Source organism: Acidiphilium sp. MT5 (assembly GCF_054767495.1).
Genome location: NZ_BAABMR010000009.1, coordinates 40,042 through 59,822 on the forward strand (window position 1 = coordinate 40,042; position 19,781 = coordinate 59,822).

16 protein-coding genes and 1 tRNA gene are annotated in these 19,781 nt (G+C 59.6%); 4 read left to right on the plus strand and 13 right to left on the minus strand.

Annotation, left to right across the window (positions count from 1 at the left end; translation table 11 throughout):
- Positions 1–322: 322 nt before the first annotated feature.
- Genes ACYUCQ_RS10725 through ACYUCQ_RS10740 form a run of 4 tightly spaced genes read left to right on the plus strand, consistent with a single transcriptional unit; the run spans position 323 to position 5,986 of the window.
- The gene (locus ACYUCQ_RS10725; protein ID WP_460254521.1) at positions 323–1,426 is read left to right on the plus strand and encodes a COX15/CtaA family protein; all 1,104 of its coding nucleotides are present in this window, start codon (positions 323–325) and stop codon (positions 1,424–1,426) included.
- Positions 1,423–2,490 carry a COX15/CtaA family protein gene (locus ACYUCQ_RS10730; RefSeq protein WP_460254522.1) on the plus strand — a complete coding sequence of 356 codons (1,068 nt, stop codon included), beginning with the start codon at positions 1,423–1,425 and terminating at the stop codon, positions 2,488–2,490. The genes ACYUCQ_RS10725 and ACYUCQ_RS10730 overlap by 4 nt, the downstream gene beginning before the upstream one ends.
- Positions 2,490–3,926 carry a metalloprotease TldD gene (gene tldD, locus ACYUCQ_RS10735; protein WP_460254523.1) on the plus strand — a complete coding sequence of 479 codons (1,437 nt, stop codon included), beginning with the start codon at positions 2,490–2,492 and terminating at the stop codon, positions 3,924–3,926. Before ACYUCQ_RS10730 ends, tldD begins: the two co-directional genes overlap by 1 nt.
- A complete protein-coding gene (locus ACYUCQ_RS10740) occupies positions 3,923–5,986 on the plus strand; it encodes a S9 family peptidase (protein WP_460254524.1) in 2,064 nt (687 codons plus the stop codon). Before tldD ends, ACYUCQ_RS10740 begins: the two co-directional genes overlap by 4 nt.
- A 55-nt stretch (positions 5,987–6,041) precedes the next feature.
- Here ACYUCQ_RS10740 and ACYUCQ_RS10745 read toward each other — a convergent pair whose 3' ends face one another.
- From ACYUCQ_RS10745 to ACYUCQ_RS10805, 13 genes are all read right to left on the minus strand, one after another.
- Entirely contained in the window at positions 6,042–6,677 is a 636-nt protein-coding gene (locus tag ACYUCQ_RS10745; RefSeq protein WP_460254525.1) for a hypothetical protein, read from the minus strand.
- Between the two features lie 100 nt (positions 6,678–6,777).
- On the minus strand, positions 6,778–8,328 hold the full coding sequence (locus tag ACYUCQ_RS10750) for a discoidin domain-containing protein (protein ID WP_460254526.1): 1,551 nt from the start codon (positions 8,326–8,328) through the stop codon (positions 6,778–6,780).
- A gap of 11 nt (positions 8,329–8,339) precedes the next feature.
- Complete coding sequence (locus ACYUCQ_RS10755; RefSeq protein WP_460254527.1) at positions 8,340–9,308, minus strand: class I SAM-dependent methyltransferase; 969 nt, start codon at positions 9,306–9,308, stop codon at positions 8,340–8,342.
- A 293-nt stretch (positions 9,309–9,601) separates the two neighbouring features.
- On the minus strand, positions 9,602–10,951 hold the full coding sequence (locus ACYUCQ_RS10760) for a glycosyltransferase family 2 protein (RefSeq protein ID WP_460254528.1): 1,350 nt from the start codon (positions 10,949–10,951) through the stop codon (positions 9,602–9,604).
- Between the two features lie 224 nt (positions 10,952–11,175).
- Positions 11,176–12,402, minus strand: coding sequence for a phytanoyl-CoA dioxygenase family protein (locus tag ACYUCQ_RS10765; protein ID WP_460254529.1), 1,227 nt, complete (start codon positions 12,400–12,402; stop codon positions 11,176–11,178).
- Positions 12,403–12,463: 61 nt separating this feature from the next.
- Entirely contained in the window at positions 12,464–15,493 is a 3,030-nt protein-coding gene (locus ACYUCQ_RS10770; protein WP_460254530.1) for a glycosyltransferase, read from the minus strand.
- A gap of 90 nt (positions 15,494–15,583) precedes the next feature.
- A tRNA-Pro gene (locus tag ACYUCQ_RS10775) sits at positions 15,584–15,660 on the minus strand.
- Between the two features lie 47 nt (positions 15,661–15,707).
- On the minus strand, positions 15,708–16,226 hold the full coding sequence (locus tag ACYUCQ_RS10780; RefSeq protein WP_460254531.1) for a MerR family transcriptional regulator: 519 nt from the start codon (positions 16,224–16,226) through the stop codon (positions 15,708–15,710).
- A complete protein-coding gene (locus ACYUCQ_RS10785) occupies positions 16,223–16,537 on the minus strand; it encodes an integration host factor subunit alpha (RefSeq protein WP_460254532.1) in 315 nt (104 codons plus the stop codon). Before ACYUCQ_RS10785 ends, ACYUCQ_RS10780 begins: the two co-directional genes overlap by 4 nt.
- Positions 16,538–16,599: 62 nt before the next feature.
- Complete coding sequence (locus ACYUCQ_RS10790; protein WP_460254533.1) at positions 16,600–17,580, minus strand: beta-ketoacyl-ACP synthase III; 981 nt, start codon at positions 17,578–17,580, stop codon at positions 16,600–16,602.
- 2 nt (positions 17,581–17,582) lie between these two features.
- Entirely contained in the window at positions 17,583–18,620 is a 1,038-nt protein-coding gene (gene plsX / locus ACYUCQ_RS10795) for a phosphate acyltransferase PlsX (protein ID WP_460254644.1), read from the minus strand.
- Between the two features lie 99 nt (positions 18,621–18,719).
- On the minus strand, positions 18,720–18,923 hold the full coding sequence (rpmF, locus tag ACYUCQ_RS10800; RefSeq protein ID WP_460254534.1) for a 50S ribosomal protein L32: 204 nt from the start codon (positions 18,921–18,923) through the stop codon (positions 18,720–18,722).
- Between the two features lie 164 nt (positions 18,924–19,087).
- On the minus strand, positions 19,088–19,753 hold the full coding sequence (locus tag ACYUCQ_RS10805) for a hypothetical protein (protein WP_460254535.1): 666 nt from the start codon (positions 19,751–19,753) through the stop codon (positions 19,088–19,090).
- Between the last annotated feature and the right edge of the window lie 28 nt (positions 19,754–19,781).

Genomic DNA, 19,781 nt, shown 5'->3' on the forward strand with positions numbered 1-19,781 from the left:
TCCAGACAGGAAAAAGGTCGCAATGCGGGCGTGATTGGCGATCGTTGGTGCAACAGGGTCGGTGACGATCGATCACAGGATCGGGGTGAGAACGGAGGGAAAGCCTTGGAGCCAGGACGGTCCAGACGCGATGATGCAGCGATTACGCTGCCCATTCCGATTTAGATGCATCGCGCGCGGCGTGAGGTCAAGAGGGGCGGTTAGGCGCCACAGGCCGGACCCGCGCGAAAGATTGACGCGCGGTTGGGGTGGGATGGGTTTACAAATCGATAATCGGGTGCAAATCGGGGTGAGCGAAAATAGTCCGAAATTGAGGTGGTTCATGGCGTCGCAAGCCGTTGCGCAGTCCCGTCGCGAGGTGGAAAGAGCGGAAATCGCAGCCTCGCCTGCCAATCGTAAATTGGTCGCGACCTGGCTGTTCGTCAGTTTTGCGCTGATTGTCGAGATGTTCGGCATTGGCGCTTACGTGCAGAATGACAATGCTGGCCTGTCGATCATGGCGTGGCAGCCAGTGTCGGGGGTGATTCCGCCGCTCAGCCATGCGGCGTGGGAGCGGATGTTCGCGCTGTATAAGACCATTCCGCAATATAAGCTGCTCAATCATCATATGGATTTGGCCGGCTTCAAGGCGATTTTCTGGCCCGAATGGATCCATCGTCTCTGGGGGCGGTTATTGGGGCTGGATTTTGGGGTGCCGCTGGTTTGGTTTTGGTGGACCGGGCGGCTGGAGCGGCGGCTGCGCCCTTGGCTGGTCACCTTGTTTGTACTGGGCGGGGTGCAGGGCTTTATCGGCTGGTGGATGGTGCGCTCTGGCTTTCAGCCGGGGCTGACCGAGGTTTCGGTGTTTCGCCTCGCAATCCATTATTGCTTTGCCACGGCGCTGGCGATTGCGGTGTTCACGACGGGTCTGGTGGTGCTGAAACCAGAAGCAGCGCGTCTTCCGCCGGACTTGGCGGCACGCTATCGCACCGCCCGCTGGTTCGCGATTGCCTCGATCGTGGTGATTTGTGTGGCTATCGTCGCCGGCACATTTCTCTCGGGCACCCATGCCTACACGGTGGATAACACCTTCCCGTTGATGCAGGGCCGCTGGATTCCGCCCAATTACGGCCATTTGCACCCGTTTTGGAGTAATTTTTTCTTGAGCAAAGTGACCACCCAATGGGATCATCGGGTGATCGGCACCATCGCGGCGCTGGTGGTGTTGGTGGCGGTGGTGGGCGCGATCCGGGCTGATCTGCCTGCGCGGGCGCGCGATGCGTTTTTGGTGATGGGCGCGTTGTTGATCGTGCAATATATTCTGGGCGTGACGACGCTGGTTTCGAAAATTCTGGATATTGGCATTGTGCATCAGCTCAATGCGGTGCTGCTGCTCGCCGCCGCGGTCTGGGCCTATTTCGAACTGCGCGGCCGCCGCGCGGCATGAGCACGCGCCGCCAGCAATCTCTGGTCGGAACTTGGTTGTTGATCATTGCAGCGATGATTTTCGGCATGGTAATGGGCGGCGGCGATGTGCGCACCATCGGGGCTGGTTTCATTCTCCAGCAATGGCAGCCGCTCTTTGGCATTCTGCCCCCGCAAAGCCACGCGGCTTGGGTGCATTTATTCGGGCTTTATCAACGCACCGCGCAATTTCAAACGCTGCACCCGCGCATGAGTTTGGCGCAGTTCCAAGCCTTGGCGTGGCCCGATATTTTGGACCGTGACTGGGGACGGCTGATGGCGCTGGTGTTTGCGGTGCCGCTGGCGGTGTTTTGGCGGCGGGGGTGGATCAGCGCGAAACTTGGGTGGTGGTTGATCGCCCTGTTCGCCGCCGGTGCGATCGAGGCGACGATGGGTTGGATGATGACCTATCAGGGGATGTTCGGTGTACTGCACCCTTCCCCGCTCTATTTGGGGCCGCATTTGGTGCTGGCGATGCTGATTTTCGCGGCGATGCTGTGGACTGGTTTTTCGTTGCGTCATCCAGAGCCAGTGCCGATTGAAGGCTATACCGGGCTGCGGACGCTACTGAGTTGGTCGGTGGGGTTATTGATTGTCACGATTGGTCTGGGGGCCTTGGTGGCGGGCTCCGGCGGGCTGCATGTTGATCATAGTTTTCCGCTGATGAACGGACATTTTTTTCCACGGCGCGGCTGGGCGCTGCATCCGGTATGGCTCAATTTATTTGCCAATCCGCACACGGTGCAGTTCGAGCATCGGGTTGTCGCGACGATCACGGCGGGTGTGGTGATCGTCGCGGCGGCGATTGGGCTGCGCGCACCGCTCGGCCCGCGGGTGCGGGATTTGTTTTTGCTGCTCGCCGGGCTGATTACGCTGCAATATATTCTGGGGATGAGCACGGTCGTTTCGGGTATGGGCGATTTGGGCTATATCCATGAATTGACGGCGGTGCTGCTGCTTGCGGCATGCATCGCCTGCCGCCATGCGCTGCGCGGTGCGGCACCACGACCGGTTTCAACACAATTGACGATGAAGGCTGCTGAATAATGTCTGACCAACGGACGATTGCTGATCGCTTGTTTCACGGCACCACCGGCCTTGATCCGCATGAGGCGGCGCGCTTGATCGCGCCGGTGCTGGAACTGGCTGATGATGGGGAACTGTTCCTGGAATATAGCGAATCCGAGGTGGTCAGTTTTGATGATGGCCGCATCCGCATGGCGAGTTTCGATAGTCGTTCGGGGTTTGGGCTGCGGGCGGTGACCGGCGAGAGCGCGATTTACGCCCATGCCGGGGAGATTTCGGTGCCGGCCCTGAGCCGGGCGGTGGGGACGTTGCGCGACGCGCGAGCGGGCGAGAGCGGCAGCATCGCGGTGGGGCCGGGTGGGAATGGGCCGGCGTTATACACCGCGCAGAACCCATTTGCGGCGATGGATTTTGCCGCAAGGGCCGATGTGTTGGCCGAGATTGATGCTTATGCGCGGGCGCAGGACCGGCGGGTGGTGCAGGTGACGGCGAGTTTGTCGGGCGAGTGGCAGGTGGTCGAGATTTTGCGGGCCGATGGTTCGCGGGTTGCCGATGTCAGGCCGCTGGTGGTGTTGAGCGTTTCGGTGGTGATGGAGCAAGGCGGGCGGCGCGAGAGCGGCGGTCATGGCGCGGGCGGACGCGAGACCTATGCGAGTGTGACCGCGCCGGGCTTTTGGCGTGCGGCGGTGGATGAGGCGATTCGCAAGGCCTCGCTGAACCTCGAGAGCGTTCCAGCGCCGGCGGGGGAGATGCCGGTGGTGCTTGGCGCCGGTTGGCCGGGGATTTTGCTGCATGAGGCGATTGGTCATGGGTTGGAGGGGGATTTCAACCGTAAGAAAACCTCCGCCTTTGCCGGGTTGATGGGGGCGCGGGTCGGCAGCAAGGGCGTGACGGTGATTGATGACGGCACGATTGCGCATCGGCGTGGCTCGTTGAGTGTGGATGATGAGGGTACGCCGACGCAGCGGACGGTGCTGATCGAGGATGGGATTCTCACCGGCTATATTCAGGACCGGCAGAATGCGCGGCTGATGAATATGCGCGCGACGGGGAATGGCCGCCGGCAATCTTATGCGCATATGCCGATGCCACGGATGACCAATACGATCATGCTCGCGGGCGAGGCGAGCCGGGAGGATATGATCGGCTCGATCAAGCGGGGGATTTATGCGGCGAATTTCGGCGGGGGTCAGGTGGATATTACCTCCGGCAAGTTCGTGTTTTCGGCGTCCGAGGCGTATTTGATTGAGGATGGCAAGGTGGGGGCGCCGCTGAAGGGGGCGACGCTGATTGGCAATGGGCCGGATGCGCTGACTAAGGTTGAGATGATTGGTGCGGATTTGGAACTTGATCCGGGCATCGGCACTTGCGGCAAGAATGGTCAGGGGGTGCCGGTGGGGGTTGGGCAGCCGACCCTGAAAATATCCGGGCTGACGGTTGGGGGGACGGCGGTATGAGTGCCGCACCGCAGGCGAAGCGCGCGCCGGTTACGCTCACGCAGTTGGGCCGGGTGCGGGTTGATGAGTATGCGTGGATGAAAGACCCGGATTGGCAGAAGGTGTTGCGCGACCCTTCGGTGCTGCGGGCTGATATTCGTGATTATCTCGACGCGGAGAATGGCTATACCGAGACGGTGCTCGGCGGGACGGCTGCGTTGCAGGCGACGCTGCGTGCGGAGATGGAAGCGCGGATTGATCCGGATGATCGATCACCGCCGATGGATGATGGGGCGTGGTCGTACTATTATCGGTATGCGCCTGGAGCGGAACATCCGATTTATGCACGCACGCCGCGGGCGGGGGGAGCGGAGCAGATTTTGCTCGATGCCAATGTGCGGGCGGTGGGGCAGGATTATTTTAAGATTATCGCGGCGGCGCATAGTCCGGATCATCGGTTGTTTGCGTTTGCCGAGGATGTGCAAGGCTCGGAGGTGTACCGGGTTTGGGTGATGGAGATTGCCACCGGGGCGATGGTGGGGTCAGCGATTGAGGATTGCACCGGGGATTTTTGTTGGTCCGCGTGTTCGCAGCGGATTTTTTGGATTTATCGGGATGATCATGGCCGACCGACGCGGGTGATGCGGCGGGTGGTGGGGCGTGATTTTGATCAGTTGGTGTATCAGGAGCGGGATCCGGGATTTTTTCTGGGGGTGAATGCGGCCAGTTCCGGGCGGGCGATTTTTATTCAATGCGGCAATCAGGAAACCAGCGAGGCTTGGTTTATTCCGGGGGATGCTCCGGATGCGGCGCCGGTGTTGATTGAGGCGCGGCGCGATGGGGTGCGGTATGAGGCGGTGGATTGGGGGGGCAGGCTGATTATTCGCACCAATGATCAGGCGGATGATTTTCGGCTGGTCGAGGCTTCGTATGCGCAGCCGGGCCGGGCGCATTGGCGCGATGTGCTCGCGCATGAGGCGGGGCGGTTTATTGTTGATGTGGTGGCGTTTGCGGATTTCCTCGCGGTGTTGGTGCGGGTGAATGCCAATACGGAGATTTTGCTGGTGCCGCGGGTGGGGGATGTGCGGCGGATTGGGTTTGATGAGCCGGCTTATGTGGTGCGGATTGAGGAGGGGTTTGAGTTTGACACCACGATTCTACGGTTTCGCTATTCTTCGCTGACCACGCCGACGCAATGGTTTGATTATGACATGGCGCGGGGTGAGCGGGTGTTGGTGAAGGCGCAGAAAATTCCTTCGGGGCATGAGCCTTCGGATTATGTGACCACGCGGATCGAAAGTGTTGCGCGGGATGGGACGTTGGTGCCGGTGACGTTGTTGCATCGGCGGGATGTTCGCCCGGATGGGGCGGCGCCGATTTTATTGTATGGGTATGGGGCTTATGGGATTCCGACTGATCCGGCATTTCGGGCGAATGTGCTGAGTTTGGTGGATCGGGGGTTTGTGTATGTGATTGCGCATATTCGCGGGGGTACTGAGCGGGGGTGGAACTGGTTTTTGGCGGCGCGGGGGACGCGCAAGGCGGTTAGTTTTACCGATTTTATTGATGTGGCTGAGGATTTGATTAAGCGCGGGATGGCGCAAGCGGGCCGGATTGTGGGGTTGGGCGGTTCGGCGGGTGGGTTGTTGATGGGGGCGGTGTTGACCATGCGCCCGGATTTATGGGCGGGGATTATTGCGGCGGTGCCGTTTGTTGATGTGCTCAACACGATGTCTGACGACACGCTGCCGTTGACGCCGCCGGAATGGCCGGAATGGGGCAATCCGCTGGTGGATGAGGCGGCGTATGAGGCGATTGCGGCTTATTCGCCGTATGACAATATCAGGCCCCTGCCCTATCCGGCGGTTTTGGCGACCGGGGGGCTTTCTGATCCACGGGTGACGTATTGGGAGCCTGCGAAGTTCGTTGCGAAATTGCGGGCGGCGAGCACGGGGACGCAGCCGATTTTGCTGCATATGGAGATGAAGGCCGGGCATGGCGGGTCTGCCGGGCGGTTTGATGCGTTGAAGCAGGTGGCGCTGACTTATGCGTTTGCGCTGTGGGCGGTGGGGCTGGCCTGAGATTTTATTTGTTTTGATACCGGAATGATTTGGGCGCGAAGGCGCGAAAGGCCGGTTAGGCGCGATATTTGTTGGGGTTGAGGGGTTTGTAGAGGTGGCCTGGGAGCATGGGGCGCACCGGGGGCGGGTATTTGGCCAGGAAATATTCGTAAAGGGTTGGTTCGGGGGGTGCGGGTTTTTTGATCCGGGGCCGGCGTGGGCGCGGCGGAGAAAAAGATTTGGGGCGGGGGATTTTTGGTCGGCGCAAATTATCGGGGAGCGGGATGCCGAGCATGTGGCAGAGGGGGCGGAGGATGCGCCCGAGCTGGGGGGTTTCGGCGATCAGCGCGGTCATATCCGGTTCGGTGAGAAAAGTTTGGAACTGCCCCCGGGCGCAGGGGACGAGGTGACCGGGGAACAGGCGCGGCAGCCAGGCGTGGCGGGTGGGGAGTTTGAGTAAGCTGGGATCGGCTTGGGGTTTGGACGCGCTTGGGCTGCGGTTTGGGCGCGGGGGGCGGGGTTTGGGGGGATTGGTCGCGATTTGGCGGAAGCGGCGGATGAAATAGCCGACGCGTTTCCAGATGAGGAGATTGAGGGCGGGATTGATGCGCAGCGCCGGGCCTTGATCGCCGATGATTTTGCGCAGCATGGTGAGGATCACGGTGAGGCGATCCGCCAGCGGCAGCGCAAGAGGGTTAGTTCTCGTGGCCATGCGTTAATATGGCATGGTGGCGGCGGGGTGGGCAAGAGGGAAAATACTTGCGCACAGCTCGTCGCTGAATATCCTTCAGATCCAAGTTTCTAGCTACAGTTTATATGATTACTGGATCACCGAATATTTCAACTGCCGCCAAGTGCAAATACGTTTTTGATTTTAAAACTCGGATCCTAACAAATTTTGCTAATGCTTCTGATTCGGATCGAACCCATTGCAACGGGATATTCGGTCTGACGGCTGCACCAAAATCAAAATTTTCGTGCGTTCTAAAAATTTCAGACCATGCTATTCCGTCTAAAGAAAATTCAAGCGCAAACGGGTTGATCCTTGTTCTTATAGCGGCGATATTGACTCGATTAAAAATATTCACGCACTCAATATTGTGCAACCCATTAAGATTTACAACCCACCACGGAAAATCTTCAACGTCTGTATGAAACGCGCACTCCTTATTTGAATCTCCATCGAGCGCACGCATAGCATCCTCATGTGTTGTTTCGCCAATTGACCATGCGGATATTGAGCTCTGGTTTGCTGACTTACCTTCTGAGATGTTTGGTGAACTGGGCAAATATATATCTTTATGCCAGTTATAATTTCGTAACACACCAACTTCAGCATAGTGGTGTGATGCGTCGTGATACCATCCTTCACTTATTTCCCAGGCCGCAATTGGATACTGTTTTATATACCACTCCTCGTCTATGGGTAATTCAAGAATATGCCGATTCAGTATCGGCTGTTGCCGTTTTAATTGATCTACATAGGCGTGTGAGATTTTTTTTGATATTGGATTTAAATTTGATACGTGGTTTAAATATAAATCCATCGTCTCCCCGTGAATAAGGGGCATGAGATGGAAATGATATCTAGGATCATGTGTCGGAGCTAAGTCTATCCCACCTAAGCCGTGCATGCCTGGCTTAAAACAATGTGGGTGCAAGAACCCCAGTAAAGGGACGTGAATTTGATCAGCGTTGGACAACCAAGCTGAAGCCCACGAAAAAGTACTGACCGCGATGCAGATATTCTTTGCTTGTCTTAGTCGATTAAAATCTGACACCGCTCCTTGACTTGGCAACAGCCGCGCCGATGGTAATAGATCAACTATCTCGTCAACATATCGATTACGATCTAATTGACCCAGCAGTACCGGTTTCATATTTGTGTCGTCGACGAGGTTCTTATAGAAAATTGGCGGAACAAGAGGATACCAACTTACGCCGTTTAAGATTTCACCTGCCCGAATATTCAAGACGATTTCATCATCTGCAAATTCTGATTGGTATGCAGAATCGATCGGAAACAGCTTCCGATAGTATTCCGGATTGCAATATAGATTTATTCGTTGAAAATACCCTTCAAATATAACATATTTTTTTCCCGTCGCATTAATTTTCATCGCGATAGTATTTACATCAACCACATCGCTGTCACTCAAATACAAAACCTCATCCTTATAGTTTTTCATTGATTCGTGTAAATTTTTGTCATACACGTAATTCCATTCTGGCAGATCGACATTTATTAATACTTTGGAATTTATTTTTGATGCGATTGCCGCAGCAGCAAAAAACTCTAGAATCCGGTTCCCGAGATTTCCCCACGAGGCGATTGAAAAAATTACAGGATTAGAATTTTCCATTTCAAAATTTTCTACGTCTTTGAATTATTTTTTTGTTCGATAAACGTTGTTTTTTCAACAATAAGTTCTTGTGCTTTGGCTTGACCTGCCCACGACATCATCCGTATGAGCTCGTTATGAAGAATTTCATCGTCTGGATAAGCGTTCGAAGCTTCAATTGCAAACCTCGCCGCTTCGGCCTGACGCCCCGCCCAAATTAACATATCAATAACTGATAAATAACTTCGCGAAGATGGGTTTAAAGCTAATTCATTAATTATTGTTTGATAAACTGATCGCACTTCAGAATTTTCAAAATCGAGATTTATATTCGATGGGTAGGTGTTTTCTCCCCGATGAAATATTACCTGATTACGATATAATGCAATTGATTTAGTTATTTTACCGAAAGAATTAATCTCGTCCTGATTTGTTGGAATAAATCCTTCCAGTATATGCATCGCGAGTCCCACACGATGCGCTAGATCAAAAATGGTGCCCGCTCCAGACTGGTTGCCCCCAGAATTTGTCGAGAAGGAGGTCTGGACGTCCTCAATAGCATAAATGCCCGAGGACGCCATAAGCGGGTAAAGACAAATAAAACTGTCTATCATGTGCGACACAACATGACTTCCATCATCTACAATGATATCAAACGGCCCATGTTCGCCGGTAATTTTTTTGAGGAGATCAATGTCAATTTGTGAGCCTTGAATAATTTTGACGCGCGGGGAAATATCGATTTTCTTGGCCTCGATATCGAGCCCAATGATCTTTGCATAAGGAAAATATTCTGCCCACATTCGTAAGCTTGCGCCTCCAGCTTTCGGAGAATCATATCCCCCAATTCCGATTTCTAACATCCGAATTGACTTCTCACGGAGATGCTGAAAAAGTTGGTGGTAGATCGGCGTGTAAATATGGCCGCCAAATTTGTCGGAGCCGTGGCGAATTGCGGCGCGTGTTAGTGGGTCGGTTCTTGAGGCGATAAATTCATTCATTTTCTTATCCAATGTACACTTTACGATTTGGCCAAATGTTGGCTGATTTTCTATTGTTAAGTTAGCCGATGGATAGCAAGCAAGTCAATGCGATTCGTCGTAGTTAACTGCGCTATGCGGCGTCGACAAGCGCCCCGTTGTTCGACCAGATAATTAGCGGATCCAAATAGTTTTTCGCCGAAGTCCGATGCCAATCCCGCGATGAGGTTTGGATTTTTCATCCCAGTTTTCCTTGAGTCTTTCAATTACGAGAAATTGGCGACGAAACACCGTTCCAGCACGTTTTTTTATTCTCATTGGATCCCCCGAATATGCTGCTCAAGCAACTGTCGGATGATGATATCGCCATGTTTCTCGTAGAGAGCATAGCGCTCGCGCCAGTGTCCACCGTGGATTTCGAGTCCTTGTGAATTGCGGAAGGCTTTGCCGCCGTTGATCACTTTGCTTCGCGTATGGTCGAGCGAGCGGAGCGGGAAATGGGCCATATACCAATCAGCGAGGGCTAGTGGGCGGCTTGCGGCCAAGGACGACGAAAAATTTTCGACGAAGTGATTTCCCATCATCGGGGCCAAGCCGAGATTGGTTCGGAAGGCGATTTTTGGCACAACGGGCAGCAGACGAGAGGTAAATTTGCTGAGGAGGATGAAGGGGTCGTACAAATCGGGCGGGGTTTCGATGGCGGTGTGGGATGCTGCGTGGAGCCAATGCAGGACGAGGAGGTGCGCGTCTGGGTTCGTCAGTTCGGCGTTGAGTGCGGCGATGCCGGTGGCGTTGTCCGGACCGGTATAGGCGATGAATTCATCGGCATCGATAAAGAACATCCAATCGAGATGGATATTGGCGATGGCCGCGTAACGGATGAGCGTTTGTTGGAAAATATCCATTTTAGCGGATTGGTAATAGCCCACGATTGGATCGTTGACGGCGAGGACCAATGCGTCGGCGTGATTTTTGCGGAATGCGTGGATTTTATCCGGGGTTGCATCGGTGCTGCCATTATCGAGTAGGCAGAAAGTGCGAAAGCCGAGCGCGTAGTGATGGTCGAGATTTTGGGTAATGATATCGGCTTCGTCTTTGACCATCATGATCAGCCCGGCTTGGGCCAGGGCGGGGACGGAACCGGGCATGCGCGGGCGCCAATCGGGCTGGTGCCGGGTTTGGTTGAAATGGTCGTAGGCCCGAAATTCGGCGAGGTGGCGGGCGATTTCGGCGCGACCATCGGGGCGGAGTGTTTCGTAGGCTGACTCGATTAGAGCTTGGCGCTGATCGGCCCGGCCCGTTTGGGCAAGAAGTTGGGACAGCCGGAGAATTGGCCAATGGCTGCCATGGTCAGCGGCGCGAGCAAAGGCCAGCATGGCTTCGGCACCTGCAATGTCGTTTTGATTTGCCTTGATTTCGGCGGTTTCGAGCATGGCGCGAAAACGCGCATGGAAGTCATCCGACCCTGAGAGTTGTTGTAGGACGGTTAAGGCTTCGGCATGTCGGTTTTGGCTTGCGTAATATTTGGCAAGTTCAATTTGTCGGTCCGCGTCGTGCGGATTTTCCGTTGCCTGAGTTTCTAGGAACGCCAACGCCTTGTTCGTTTGATCCGTGTTGCGGAGTTCGATAAACGTGGTGCGCCAGTCGGGCGGATCAGTGGGCATGGGGGGCTAACGGATCGTGGTTGAGAACATGCTAGTTTTTGCCATGGCGGCGGGTCGGCGGCAATGGCCAGCGCGAAAGTCCGGAGGCGCATTGCTTGGGGAATTGACGTTCATGCGCTGGGGCCTTGGCTATGTTCGCGGGCTTTTGGTGGTGGGCGGGGTGCGGAGAGAAAAATTGCTTCACTGCGTTCGCAATGACGGGGTGGGGCGTGGCGGGGTTGGGGTCAATACACCACGGAAGAGAAAAAGGCGGTCGTGTCGTGGGGTTCAAGGCTCGATTTGCCGGATTCGAAGGAGAGTGGGGCGATGTTGGCGGGGCAGTAGTGGGTGACGACGCTGCGGCGGGTGTCGGTGGAGGAGATGGGTTTGCCGCCATGGGCGAGGTCGGCGTGCCAGATTAGGGCGTCGCCGGCGTTCACGATCAGGGTTTTTTCGGAGAGATTACGGTGGTTGGCGTGGGCGACGAGGCTGTGGGAGTGAGACTCTTCGCGGTCGCGGAGTGCGTTATCGCCGGCGGCGTTGGTGCGGCGGGCTTCGTGGATGCTTTTATGGTGCTCGCCGTAGAGATAGTCCGGGAAGGAATGGCTGCCGGGGTAGTAGAGGAGTTCGCCGGCGCCGGGTTTGACGTCTTCCAGGGCGATCCAGGAGGCGGCGAAGCGGCGGGGGTGGGAGTAGACGACGTAGGCGGTGTCTTGGTGGGGGGGTTGGCCGGAGCCGCGCAGGAAGCCGAGGCTTTGGGAGGCGAGGGGTTTTTGTTCGAAGATGAGGTTGAGGAATTGGATGATGGGGGGTGCGAAAATTAGGTCGCGGGTGATGGCGGATTTGGCGTGCAGGTCGAGCGCTTTGGCGGGTTTTTCGTTGATGGCGGGTTGCCAGGGGATGTTTTCGTTGGAGAGGGCGAGGCATTGGAACAGGAGGCCATCGATTTCGCCGTTATAGGCGCGGTCAAGCTCGGCGCGGGCGGCGGCCAGGAGGGGGAGCGAAATGGCGTTTTTGATGATGACGTAGCCGTGCTCGACCCAGTGCAGGAGGGCGGCGGCGGTGGCTTCGGTGAGGGCGCCGATGGAGAGGCGACCGAGGATGATGTCACGGGCATCGGGCTGGTCGGTCCAGAGGCCGCCGAAGCGATCGCGCGGGTGGGAGGGATTGTCGGGGCGCGGGGCGTGGGGGTTGGGGAGGTAGCCGCGATATTTGCCGAGGCGGAGATAATGGTGCCAGGCGGTGGGGGCGCGGCCTTGTTCGAGATCGAGCCGGGCCATGGGGTAGGTGGACAGGTACCAGTCCGCATCGAAGGCGGGGACGGCGAGGCGGCCTTCGGCGCGGCCATGCAGGGTGTAGTGGTGGTAGCCATCGAGGAAGTAGCCGTCACGGATGCCGCCCAGCACGTCCGGGTTGGTGGCGAGGTAGTATTCGGGGTCGAAATAATCGGATGGCGGGGCGAGTTGGTTCATCGAGGCGGGCTCCTGGAGAGCAATGGTAGCGGCGGGAAATGGGGGCGGCAAGGGTGAGAAATTAGGAGACGAGCTGGAGATTGGCGCGGCGGGTGGCGGGGGCAAAAGCGTCGGCGAGGATGGATTGGACGGTGGCGTTGAAGGGGGCGGGCGCGTTTTCGGCTTCGAGGCGGCGGAGGGCGGCTTCGCGTTGGGCGTTCCAGCGGGCTTCGGATTGGTAGAGGCGCGCAATAGCGGTGGCGAAGGCGTCGGCGTCGTTGATGGGGGCGGTGGTGATTTCGACGCCTTCGGTCCAGCCGAGCTGGTCGCGCAGGAGGGCGGTGGCGATGGCGGGGAGGCCGAGGGCGGCGGTTTCGTAGATTTTGTAGGGGGTGCCGGCGGCGTAGCGGGTGGGGGCGATGAACAGGCGGTGGGTGTTGTAGGCTTCGGTGGTGTCATCGACGGCGCCACGGAGCAGGACGTAGCGGCTGGCGAAGGGGGAGAGGTCGATGCCGGGGGCGGTGTAGCCGATTACGGTGAGTTTGGGCGGGTCGATCAGGAGGGTGATCAGGCGGGGCAGGATTTCGGTGACGTACCAGTGCAGGCTGTCATAGTTGGGGCTGTCGGTTTGGTGGATGGAGGCGATGAACAGCAGGCCGTCGCGCGCGGTGAAGTGGCGCGGGGTGGGGGATGGTTCGCGGATGGTGCCGAGGAGGGAGCTGCGGCGCAGATTGAGGCTGTGGAGGAGCGAGACTTCGGCTTGGTTGACGGCGGTGATGTGGGTGCAGAGGGCGGCGTTGGCGAATTCGCGGTTGAGGGCGGCGGTGAGGTCGAATTCGGTGGTTTGGGTGGGGTTGAGGGAATTGTTGAGGGAAGCGGAGGCTTGGAGGCGGAGGGCTTCGATGGCTTCGGTGTCGAGGATGATGGGGGTGCGGGCTGGATCGATGCCGGCGGCTTGGAAGATGGGGAGGGTGCGGTCGAGATTATGGGTGCGGGAGACCCAGATGGCGTCGAAGAAATTGGGGCGTTCGGCGAGGAGGGTGGCGAGGTCGTTGATGGTGCGGTCGTAGAGGATTTCGACGGTATCGGGCAGGTCGGCGAGGAGGGAAATGATGTCGAGTGAGGTGCCGTTGATGGGCAGGATGGTGAGGGCGTGGCCGGCGGCGGCGATGGCGCAGGCGACGTCGTTCGCGCGGACGAAGCCGGAGCCGAGGCGGCGGACGGGAACGGTGTCTTCGAGGTAGAGGATGCGTTTGGCGGGGCTGGGGGTGCGGGCGCGGATGTGGTTGGCGGGGGATTGGGGGAGTTTGGTGGCGAGGTAGTCGGCGTGTTTGGCGCGGAATTTGCGGCGGCCTCGGCGCATCAGGTCCATGGAGGCTTCGGAGCCGGCGGCGCTGCCGAATTCGAGATGGTTGATGACCACGGAGGGGTCATAGACGATGCGGTAGCCGGCTTTGTGCATGCGCACGCAGAGATCGGCCTCTTCGTAATAGGCGGGGGCGAAGGCGGGATCGAAGCCGCCGAGGCGACGGACGAGATCGGTGCGGCAGAGCAGGAAGACGCCGGAGCAATAATCGACATCGCGGACGAAATTGGCTTCGGGGGCGAGGGGCGAGGCGTCACGCAGATAGCCATCGGTGCGGCCATCGTCCCAGATGATCGAGCCGGCTTCTTGCAGGCGGGCGTGGGTGCGCAGGATTTTGCCGCCGACGGCGCCGATGTCCGGCGCGCTGGCGAGGCGGGCGAGGGCGCGGGCGAGGGCGGCGTGGCCGAGGGTGATGTCGTTATTCAGATAGAGCAAAGCGGGGGCGGTGACGTGTTCGAGGGCGAGGTTGCAGGCGCGCAGGAAGCCGAGATTGTCGGGGCTGTGGATGATGGTGGCGCCGGTGACGAAGCGTTCGAGGCGGGCGGTTTGGTCGGTGGAGGCGTTGTCGATGATGATGAGTTGCAGGTCGGCCGCGAAATTGTCGCGCAGGGAGGCGAGGGCTTGGAGGGTGAGGTCGAATTTGTTGAACAGGACCATCACGATGGCGACGGAGGGTGCGGATTTCGGGGTGAAATCGAGCTGATGGCGGGCGAAGAGCGGCAGGGCGGCGGCGGCTTGGCGGTGGAACAGCAGGCGGGTGGCGGGTTCGAGGATTTCGGGTTCGGGCGGGGGTGGCGCGAGGGCGAGCGGTTCGGTGCGCCCGGTGGTGCAGAGATAGGCGTAAGCGTGCGGGTGGGTGCCATCGGCGAGGGCGGCGGCGACGGCTTGGTGGGCGGATTGGATATAAGCGAGGTCGATATCGGCGCGGGGGCGGCGGGTTTCTTCGGCGCCGTGGAGCAGGAAATGGGTGTAGCCGGAGCGGAAGGCGGCGTTGGCGACGGCGTCGGCGACGTCGGGGTAGGTATCGAGATAGTAATGTTCGGAGAATTCGGCGCACGGATCGAACGCGCCGGTATGATCGTGGCGGAGATAATGATCGAGCGCGCCGAGATAGGCGCCGGCGGCGATTTGGGCGGCGGCGTCCGGGTAGCGGGTGCAATACCAGGTCGGGTCGAAATAGGGGGTGGTGGCGAGTTCGGGGGCGCGGTGATGCAGGCGGGTGAGGTAGTGGGTGAAGGGGCCGAGGCGGTTGAGTTCGGCGGGGTCGCAGCCGGCTTGCAGGGCGGCGGTGCGGTAGAACACCGGATCGAACAGCGGGTGGGCGATGCGGTTCTGGAATTGGCCGATGGTGAGATAGTGATCGTAGAGATCGTGACAGCGTTCGGCGGCGAGAAAATCGGGCGTGAGCTCGGGGTTGCGGGTGATGTAGAGATGGACGTTGAAGAGCGGGTGGGGGTTGCGATCGCCGCGACCATCGCTGCCGAAATGCTGGAAGCCGGAGGCGAGTTTGGCGCTGGTGATCAGGGCGGCGATGTCGGGGTAGGTGGCGCGGTAGAAGCGCTCGTCGAACAGCATGTTCGGGCTGTGGCCGAGGCGGCTGCCTTGGTGGGCAAAGAATTCGGCGAGGCTGTCACCGGAGATTTTGCAGGAGATTTTGCTCTCGGGGTGGCGGGTGACATACCAAGCGGCATCGAATTGCGACCAAGCGGGCGGGCGATCGATTGGGGGGGGAGCGCTGGAAGTCATGGGAGCCTGCATCAATTATGAGATTATATGTAGAATAATTAATGATGCGGTGCAAGATTGGGACGCATGATTTGAAACGGGGGCAGAAAATGGTCGGAGCGGCGGGATTCGAACCCACGACCCCCAGTCCCCCAGACTGATGCGCTACCAGGCTGCGCTACGCTCCGACGAGATGGGGTCTAGCAATGCTGAGGCGCGGAGGCAACCGGGGCGATTAACTTAGCTGGTTCCGCAAGGTTTCGAGGGCGGCGAGGGCTTCGCGTAGGGCGGTGCGCAGGCGGTGCAGCTCGGCGTCCCGCGCTTGGTTGTGGCTGAGTTTGGTGGGGCGCGGTGCGGCGGGCGGCAGTTCTGGGGTGAGCGGTGCGAGCAAATCGCTCTGTTCGCCGCGCTCGGCGGCGGCGGCGGCGCGCTCTTCGGGCGAGGCGGGCGGGATGAATTCATGCAGGGCGCCGCCGCCTTCTTTGAGTAGGCGTTGTACACCTTTGATTGTATAGCCTTGATTATACAGCAAATCAGCGATGCGGCGGAGGAGCGAGATATCATCGGGCCGGTAGTAGCGGCGGCCACCGCCGCGTTTCAGCGGCTTGATGCGGGGGAATTTGGTTTCCCAGAAGCGCAGGACGTGCTGGGGGACGTGGAGTTCATCCGCGACTTCGCTGATGGTGCGATAGGCCTCGGCGGATTTGCGCGCACGGGCGGGCGTCGCTTCCTCGTTGGCGAGGCTGTTGGTCACGAGGCGTGGGGTTCGGATGGGGCGATGCCGGCATCCACCGCGTCGCGCAGAATATGGCTGGGGCGGAAGGTGAGCACGCGGCGGGGCAGGATCGGCACTTCGATGCCGGTTTTCGGGTTGCGCCCGATGCGGCGGCCTTTCTGGCGCACTGAAAACGTGCCGAAGCCGGTGATTTTAACGGTTTCGCCGTTGGCCAGCGAGCGACGAATATGGTCGAGGGCCGACTCGAGAAGATCCGCGGATTCGTTGCGGGACAGGCCGACGGCGCTGTAGATTGATTCGGCCAAGGCCACACGGGTCAAGGTGTTCATTTTGCAAGATTACCAAGATTTTCGCGCGGGTCAACAGATCGATTCGCGTAACGAGCCGAAAATCAGAGGCGAATCAAGGCGGAACCCCAGGTTAGGCCGCCGCCGAGGGCTTCGATCAGCACCAGATGGCCGGGTTTGATCCGGCCATCATTGACCGCTTCGGCGAGGGCCAGGGGGATGGAGGCGGCGGAGGTATTGGCGTGCCGATCGACGGTGACGACGACTTGATGATCGTTTAAATTCAGGCGCTTGCCCATCGCATCGATGATGCGGCGATTGGCTTGGTGGGGGACCAGCCAATCGATATCGGCGGTGGTGAGATGGTTGGCGGCCAGTGCTTCCTCGACCGCGCCGGCGAGTTTGCCGACGGCGTGGCGGAAGACTTCGCGGCCATTCATCACCAGATGCTGGGGTTTGTCGGATTGGCCGGTCGCGCCATCGATATAGAGGATGTCGCCATAGCGGCCATCGGCGTGCAAATGGGTGGAGAGCACGCCTCGGGGGTTGGTTTGATTGTCAGGCTGATCGTCGGCGAGCAGCAGGGCGGCGCCCGCGCCATCGCCGAACAGGACGCAGGTGCCGCGATCCTGCCAGTTGAGGATACGCGAATAGATTTCGGTGCCGATGACCAAGGCGGCTTTGACCTGGCCGGTGCGGATCATCGCGTCCGCCACTGAGAGGGCATAGACGAAGCCGGAGCAGGCGGCGGAGAGATCGAACGCGAAGCCTTGGGTGATGCCGAGTTCGGCTTGGATGGTGACGGCGGTGGCGGGGAAGGCTTGATCCGGCGTGGAAGTGGCGACGATGATGCAATCGACCATGGCGGCCTCGATATTCGCCATGGCGAGGGCGCGGCGTGCGGCTTGGGTACCCATGAAGCCAGCGGTTTCCTCGGCGTTGGCGAGGTGGCGACGCTCGATGCCGGTGCGCTCGCGAATCCATTGATCCGAGGTATCGAGGCCATATTCGGCGGCGAGTTCGTCGTTGCTGACGGAACGGACGGGGAGATAGCCGCCGATACCGGCGAAGAGAGAGCGGCGCATGATTATCCTGCTGCGATTTCGGGGCGGCTGGTGGCCTCGGCCTGTTCGGCCAGGGTTTCGCGATTGGCGTGCTGGCGCAGACCATCGCGGATGCGTTCATTGAAGCGATTGACGATCATGTCCATCGCGACATCGACGGCGTGCGCAAAACCTTCGGCATCGGTGCCGCCATGGGATTTGACCACCACGCCATTGAGGCCGAGCAGCACGGCACCATTATAGCGGCGCGGATCGAGCCATTCGCGCAGGCGGTTCAGGCCGGGGCGGGCGAGGATATAGGCGAGTTTGGCGGCGATGGAGGCGGTGAACACGCGTTTGAGCAGGTCGGCGACCAGTTTTAGCGCCCCTTCCCCGGTTTTCAGCGCGATATTGCCGGTGAAGCCATCGGTGACGATGACATCGACGGTGCCGGCGGCGATGTCATGCCCTTCGACGAAGCCGTGAAATTGCGGGGCGATGGGGCTGGCGCGCAGGGCTTCGGCGGCGCGTTTGCGCATTTCATCGCCCTTCATTTCCTCCGAGCCGACATTGAGCAGGCCGATGGTGGGGGACGGCAAGCCGAGCACGGTGCGGGCGAACGCTTCGCCCATGACGGCGAATTCGATCAGGTTGCGGGCGTCGCACGCCATGTTGGCACCGAGATCGAGCATCACCACGTCGCCCCGGGCGGAGGGGCCGATGGCGGCCATGGCCGGCCGATCGATCCCGCTCATGGTTTTTAGGATGATTTTGGTGAGGGCGAGCAAGGCGCCGGTATTGCCGGCGGAGATGACCCCGGCGGCTTCGCCGGCGGCGACCGAATCGATGGCGCGGCGCATTGAGGCGTCCCGCAGGCGCAGGGCGGCGGTGGGTTTCAGATCATCGGCGATGCGCTCGCTGGTGGGGCGGATGACCACCCTGCCCTGCAGCCGCTTGGCGCGGCGCAGCGGCTCGGTCAGAGCGGATTCGGTGCCGAAAATCAGGAATTTGGCCGCCGGATGGCGTTCGGCGGCGATGTTTAGCCCGTCAATGACGCTATCGGGCGCGAAATCACCACCCATGGCATCGACGGCGAGCAGATAGGTTCCTGGCTCCTGCGCGGAGGGGGCCGGGAGATTATCCGACACGGGGGATTCCAAGCAGCGATAGGGGCGGGACGGTCAGATCCGAACCGCGCCTTTGAGGGGTTTGCCAGCTTCGACCACTTCGCGGCTGTCATAATGGCCGCAATGGCTGCAGACATGATGCGGGCGCTTGAGTTCGCCACAATTGGCGCATTCGGCGTGGGCTTGCGGGGTGAGCGCCTGATGGCTGCGCCGCATGCCGCGACGGGACGGAGAGGTTTTTCGTTTCGGAACAGCCATGATGGGTCTCGTTTGTTGTCAGAGTGAGAAGAAGGGCCAAAATAGAACACGGCGCGGCGGAGGGGCCGAGCCGTGGCGAAGGGCGGAGGTAGCAGAGGCGGAGGGATTGGGCAAGATGGCGGGTGGTGAGGCGCACCCGCCATTTTGAACCATGGGACTGGTGGTTAACCGGGACCGTTGCCGGGGCCGCCGGGGCCGTTGCCGGGGCCGTGACCAGGGCCACCGGGGCCATTACCGGGACCATGCGGGCCGCGACCAGGGCCACCGGGGCCATTACCGGGACCATGCGGGCCGCGACCAGGGCCACCGGGACCGCCGGGACCACGACCGGGTGGGCCGCCGCGTTGCGGTCCGCCATGTTGGGGGCCGGGTCGATAATTGCCGGGAGGCGCAAAAGTTTGGCGCCAATGGGGGATGGGGCCGCCGGGGCGCGGGTGGGGTGCGCCGGGGTAGCGACCGGGGCGTTCGATGCGCAGGCCGGGGAAGAATCGACCGGGCGGCGGCGGGGGTGGCGCGCCGTAGGGCGGGCGCGGCGGGCGCGGGATGCCGGGCGGGGGTGGCGGGGGTGGTGCGTAGTAATAATGGTAATATTGTGAAGGATAATAATACCACATCATATATTGAGCGTAGAGCGGCGGCGAGTAATAGCGCTGGTAATAGGGGGGTGGCGCCCAGAAGCCGACATTATAGCCGGGGGAGCCGAAGCTGAAATTGAGCGAGACGCTCTGGGCTTGGGCGGAGACTGGCGCGGCGAGCGGCGCGGCGGCGAGGCCGGCCAAGGCGAGTCCGCCGACCCAGAAGGCACGACGCGTTGGGCGATGATCGGCCATTTTTTTGCTCCTGGTGGTAGGAGCGAAG

What these genes read in the sequence shown, in the direction of transcription:
- ACYUCQ_RS10725 (WP_460254521.1), top strand. Translation starts at nt 323, where the DNA reads ATGGCGTCGCAAGCCGTTGCGCAGTCCCGTCGCGAGGTGGAAAGAGCG.
- ACYUCQ_RS10730 (WP_460254522.1), top strand. Translation starts at nt 1,423, where the DNA reads ATGAGCACGCGCCGCCAGCAATCTCTGGTCGGAACTTGGTTGTTGATC.
- tldD (WP_460254523.1), top strand. Translation starts at nt 2,490, where the DNA reads ATGTCTGACCAACGGACGATTGCTGATCGCTTGTTTCACGGCACCACC.
- ACYUCQ_RS10740 (WP_460254524.1), top strand. Translation starts at nt 3,923, where the DNA reads ATGAGTGCCGCACCGCAGGCGAAGCGCGCGCCGGTTACGCTCACGCAG.
- ACYUCQ_RS10745 (WP_460254525.1), bottom strand. Translation starts at nt 6,677, where the DNA reads ATGGCCACGAGAACTAACCCTCTTGCGCTGCCGCTGGCGGATCGCCTC.
- ACYUCQ_RS10750 (WP_460254526.1), bottom strand. Translation starts at nt 8,328, where the DNA reads ATGGAAAATTCTAATCCTGTAATTTTTTCAATCGCCTCGTGGGGAAAT.
- ACYUCQ_RS10755 (WP_460254527.1), bottom strand. Translation starts at nt 9,308, where the DNA reads ATGAATGAATTTATCGCCTCAAGAACCGACCCACTAACACGCGCCGCA.
- ACYUCQ_RS10760 (WP_460254528.1), bottom strand. Translation starts at nt 10,951, where the DNA reads ATGCCCACTGATCCGCCCGACTGGCGCACCACGTTTATCGAACTCCGC.
- ACYUCQ_RS10765 (WP_460254529.1), bottom strand. Translation starts at nt 12,402, where the DNA reads ATGAACCAACTCGCCCCGCCATCCGATTATTTCGACCCCGAATACTAC.
- ACYUCQ_RS10770 (WP_460254530.1), bottom strand. Translation starts at nt 15,493, where the DNA reads ATGACTTCCAGCGCTCCCCCCCCAATCGATCGCCCGCCCGCTTGGTCG.
- ACYUCQ_RS10785 (WP_460254532.1), bottom strand. Translation starts at nt 16,537, where the DNA reads ATGAACACCTTGACCCGTGTGGCCTTGGCCGAATCAATCTACAGCGCC.
- ACYUCQ_RS10790 (WP_460254533.1), bottom strand. Translation starts at nt 17,580, where the DNA reads ATGCGCCGCTCTCTCTTCGCCGGTATCGGCGGCTATCTCCCCGTCCGT.
- plsX (WP_460254644.1), bottom strand. Translation starts at nt 18,620, where the DNA reads ATGGGTGGTGATTTCGCGCCCGATAGCGTCATTGACGGGCTAAACATC.
- rpmF (WP_460254534.1), bottom strand. Translation starts at nt 18,923, where the DNA reads ATGGCTGTTCCGAAACGAAAAACCTCTCCGTCCCGTCGCGGCATGCGG.
- ACYUCQ_RS10805 (WP_460254535.1), bottom strand. Translation starts at nt 19,753, where the DNA reads ATGGCCGATCATCGCCCAACGCGTCGTGCCTTCTGGGTCGGCGGACTC.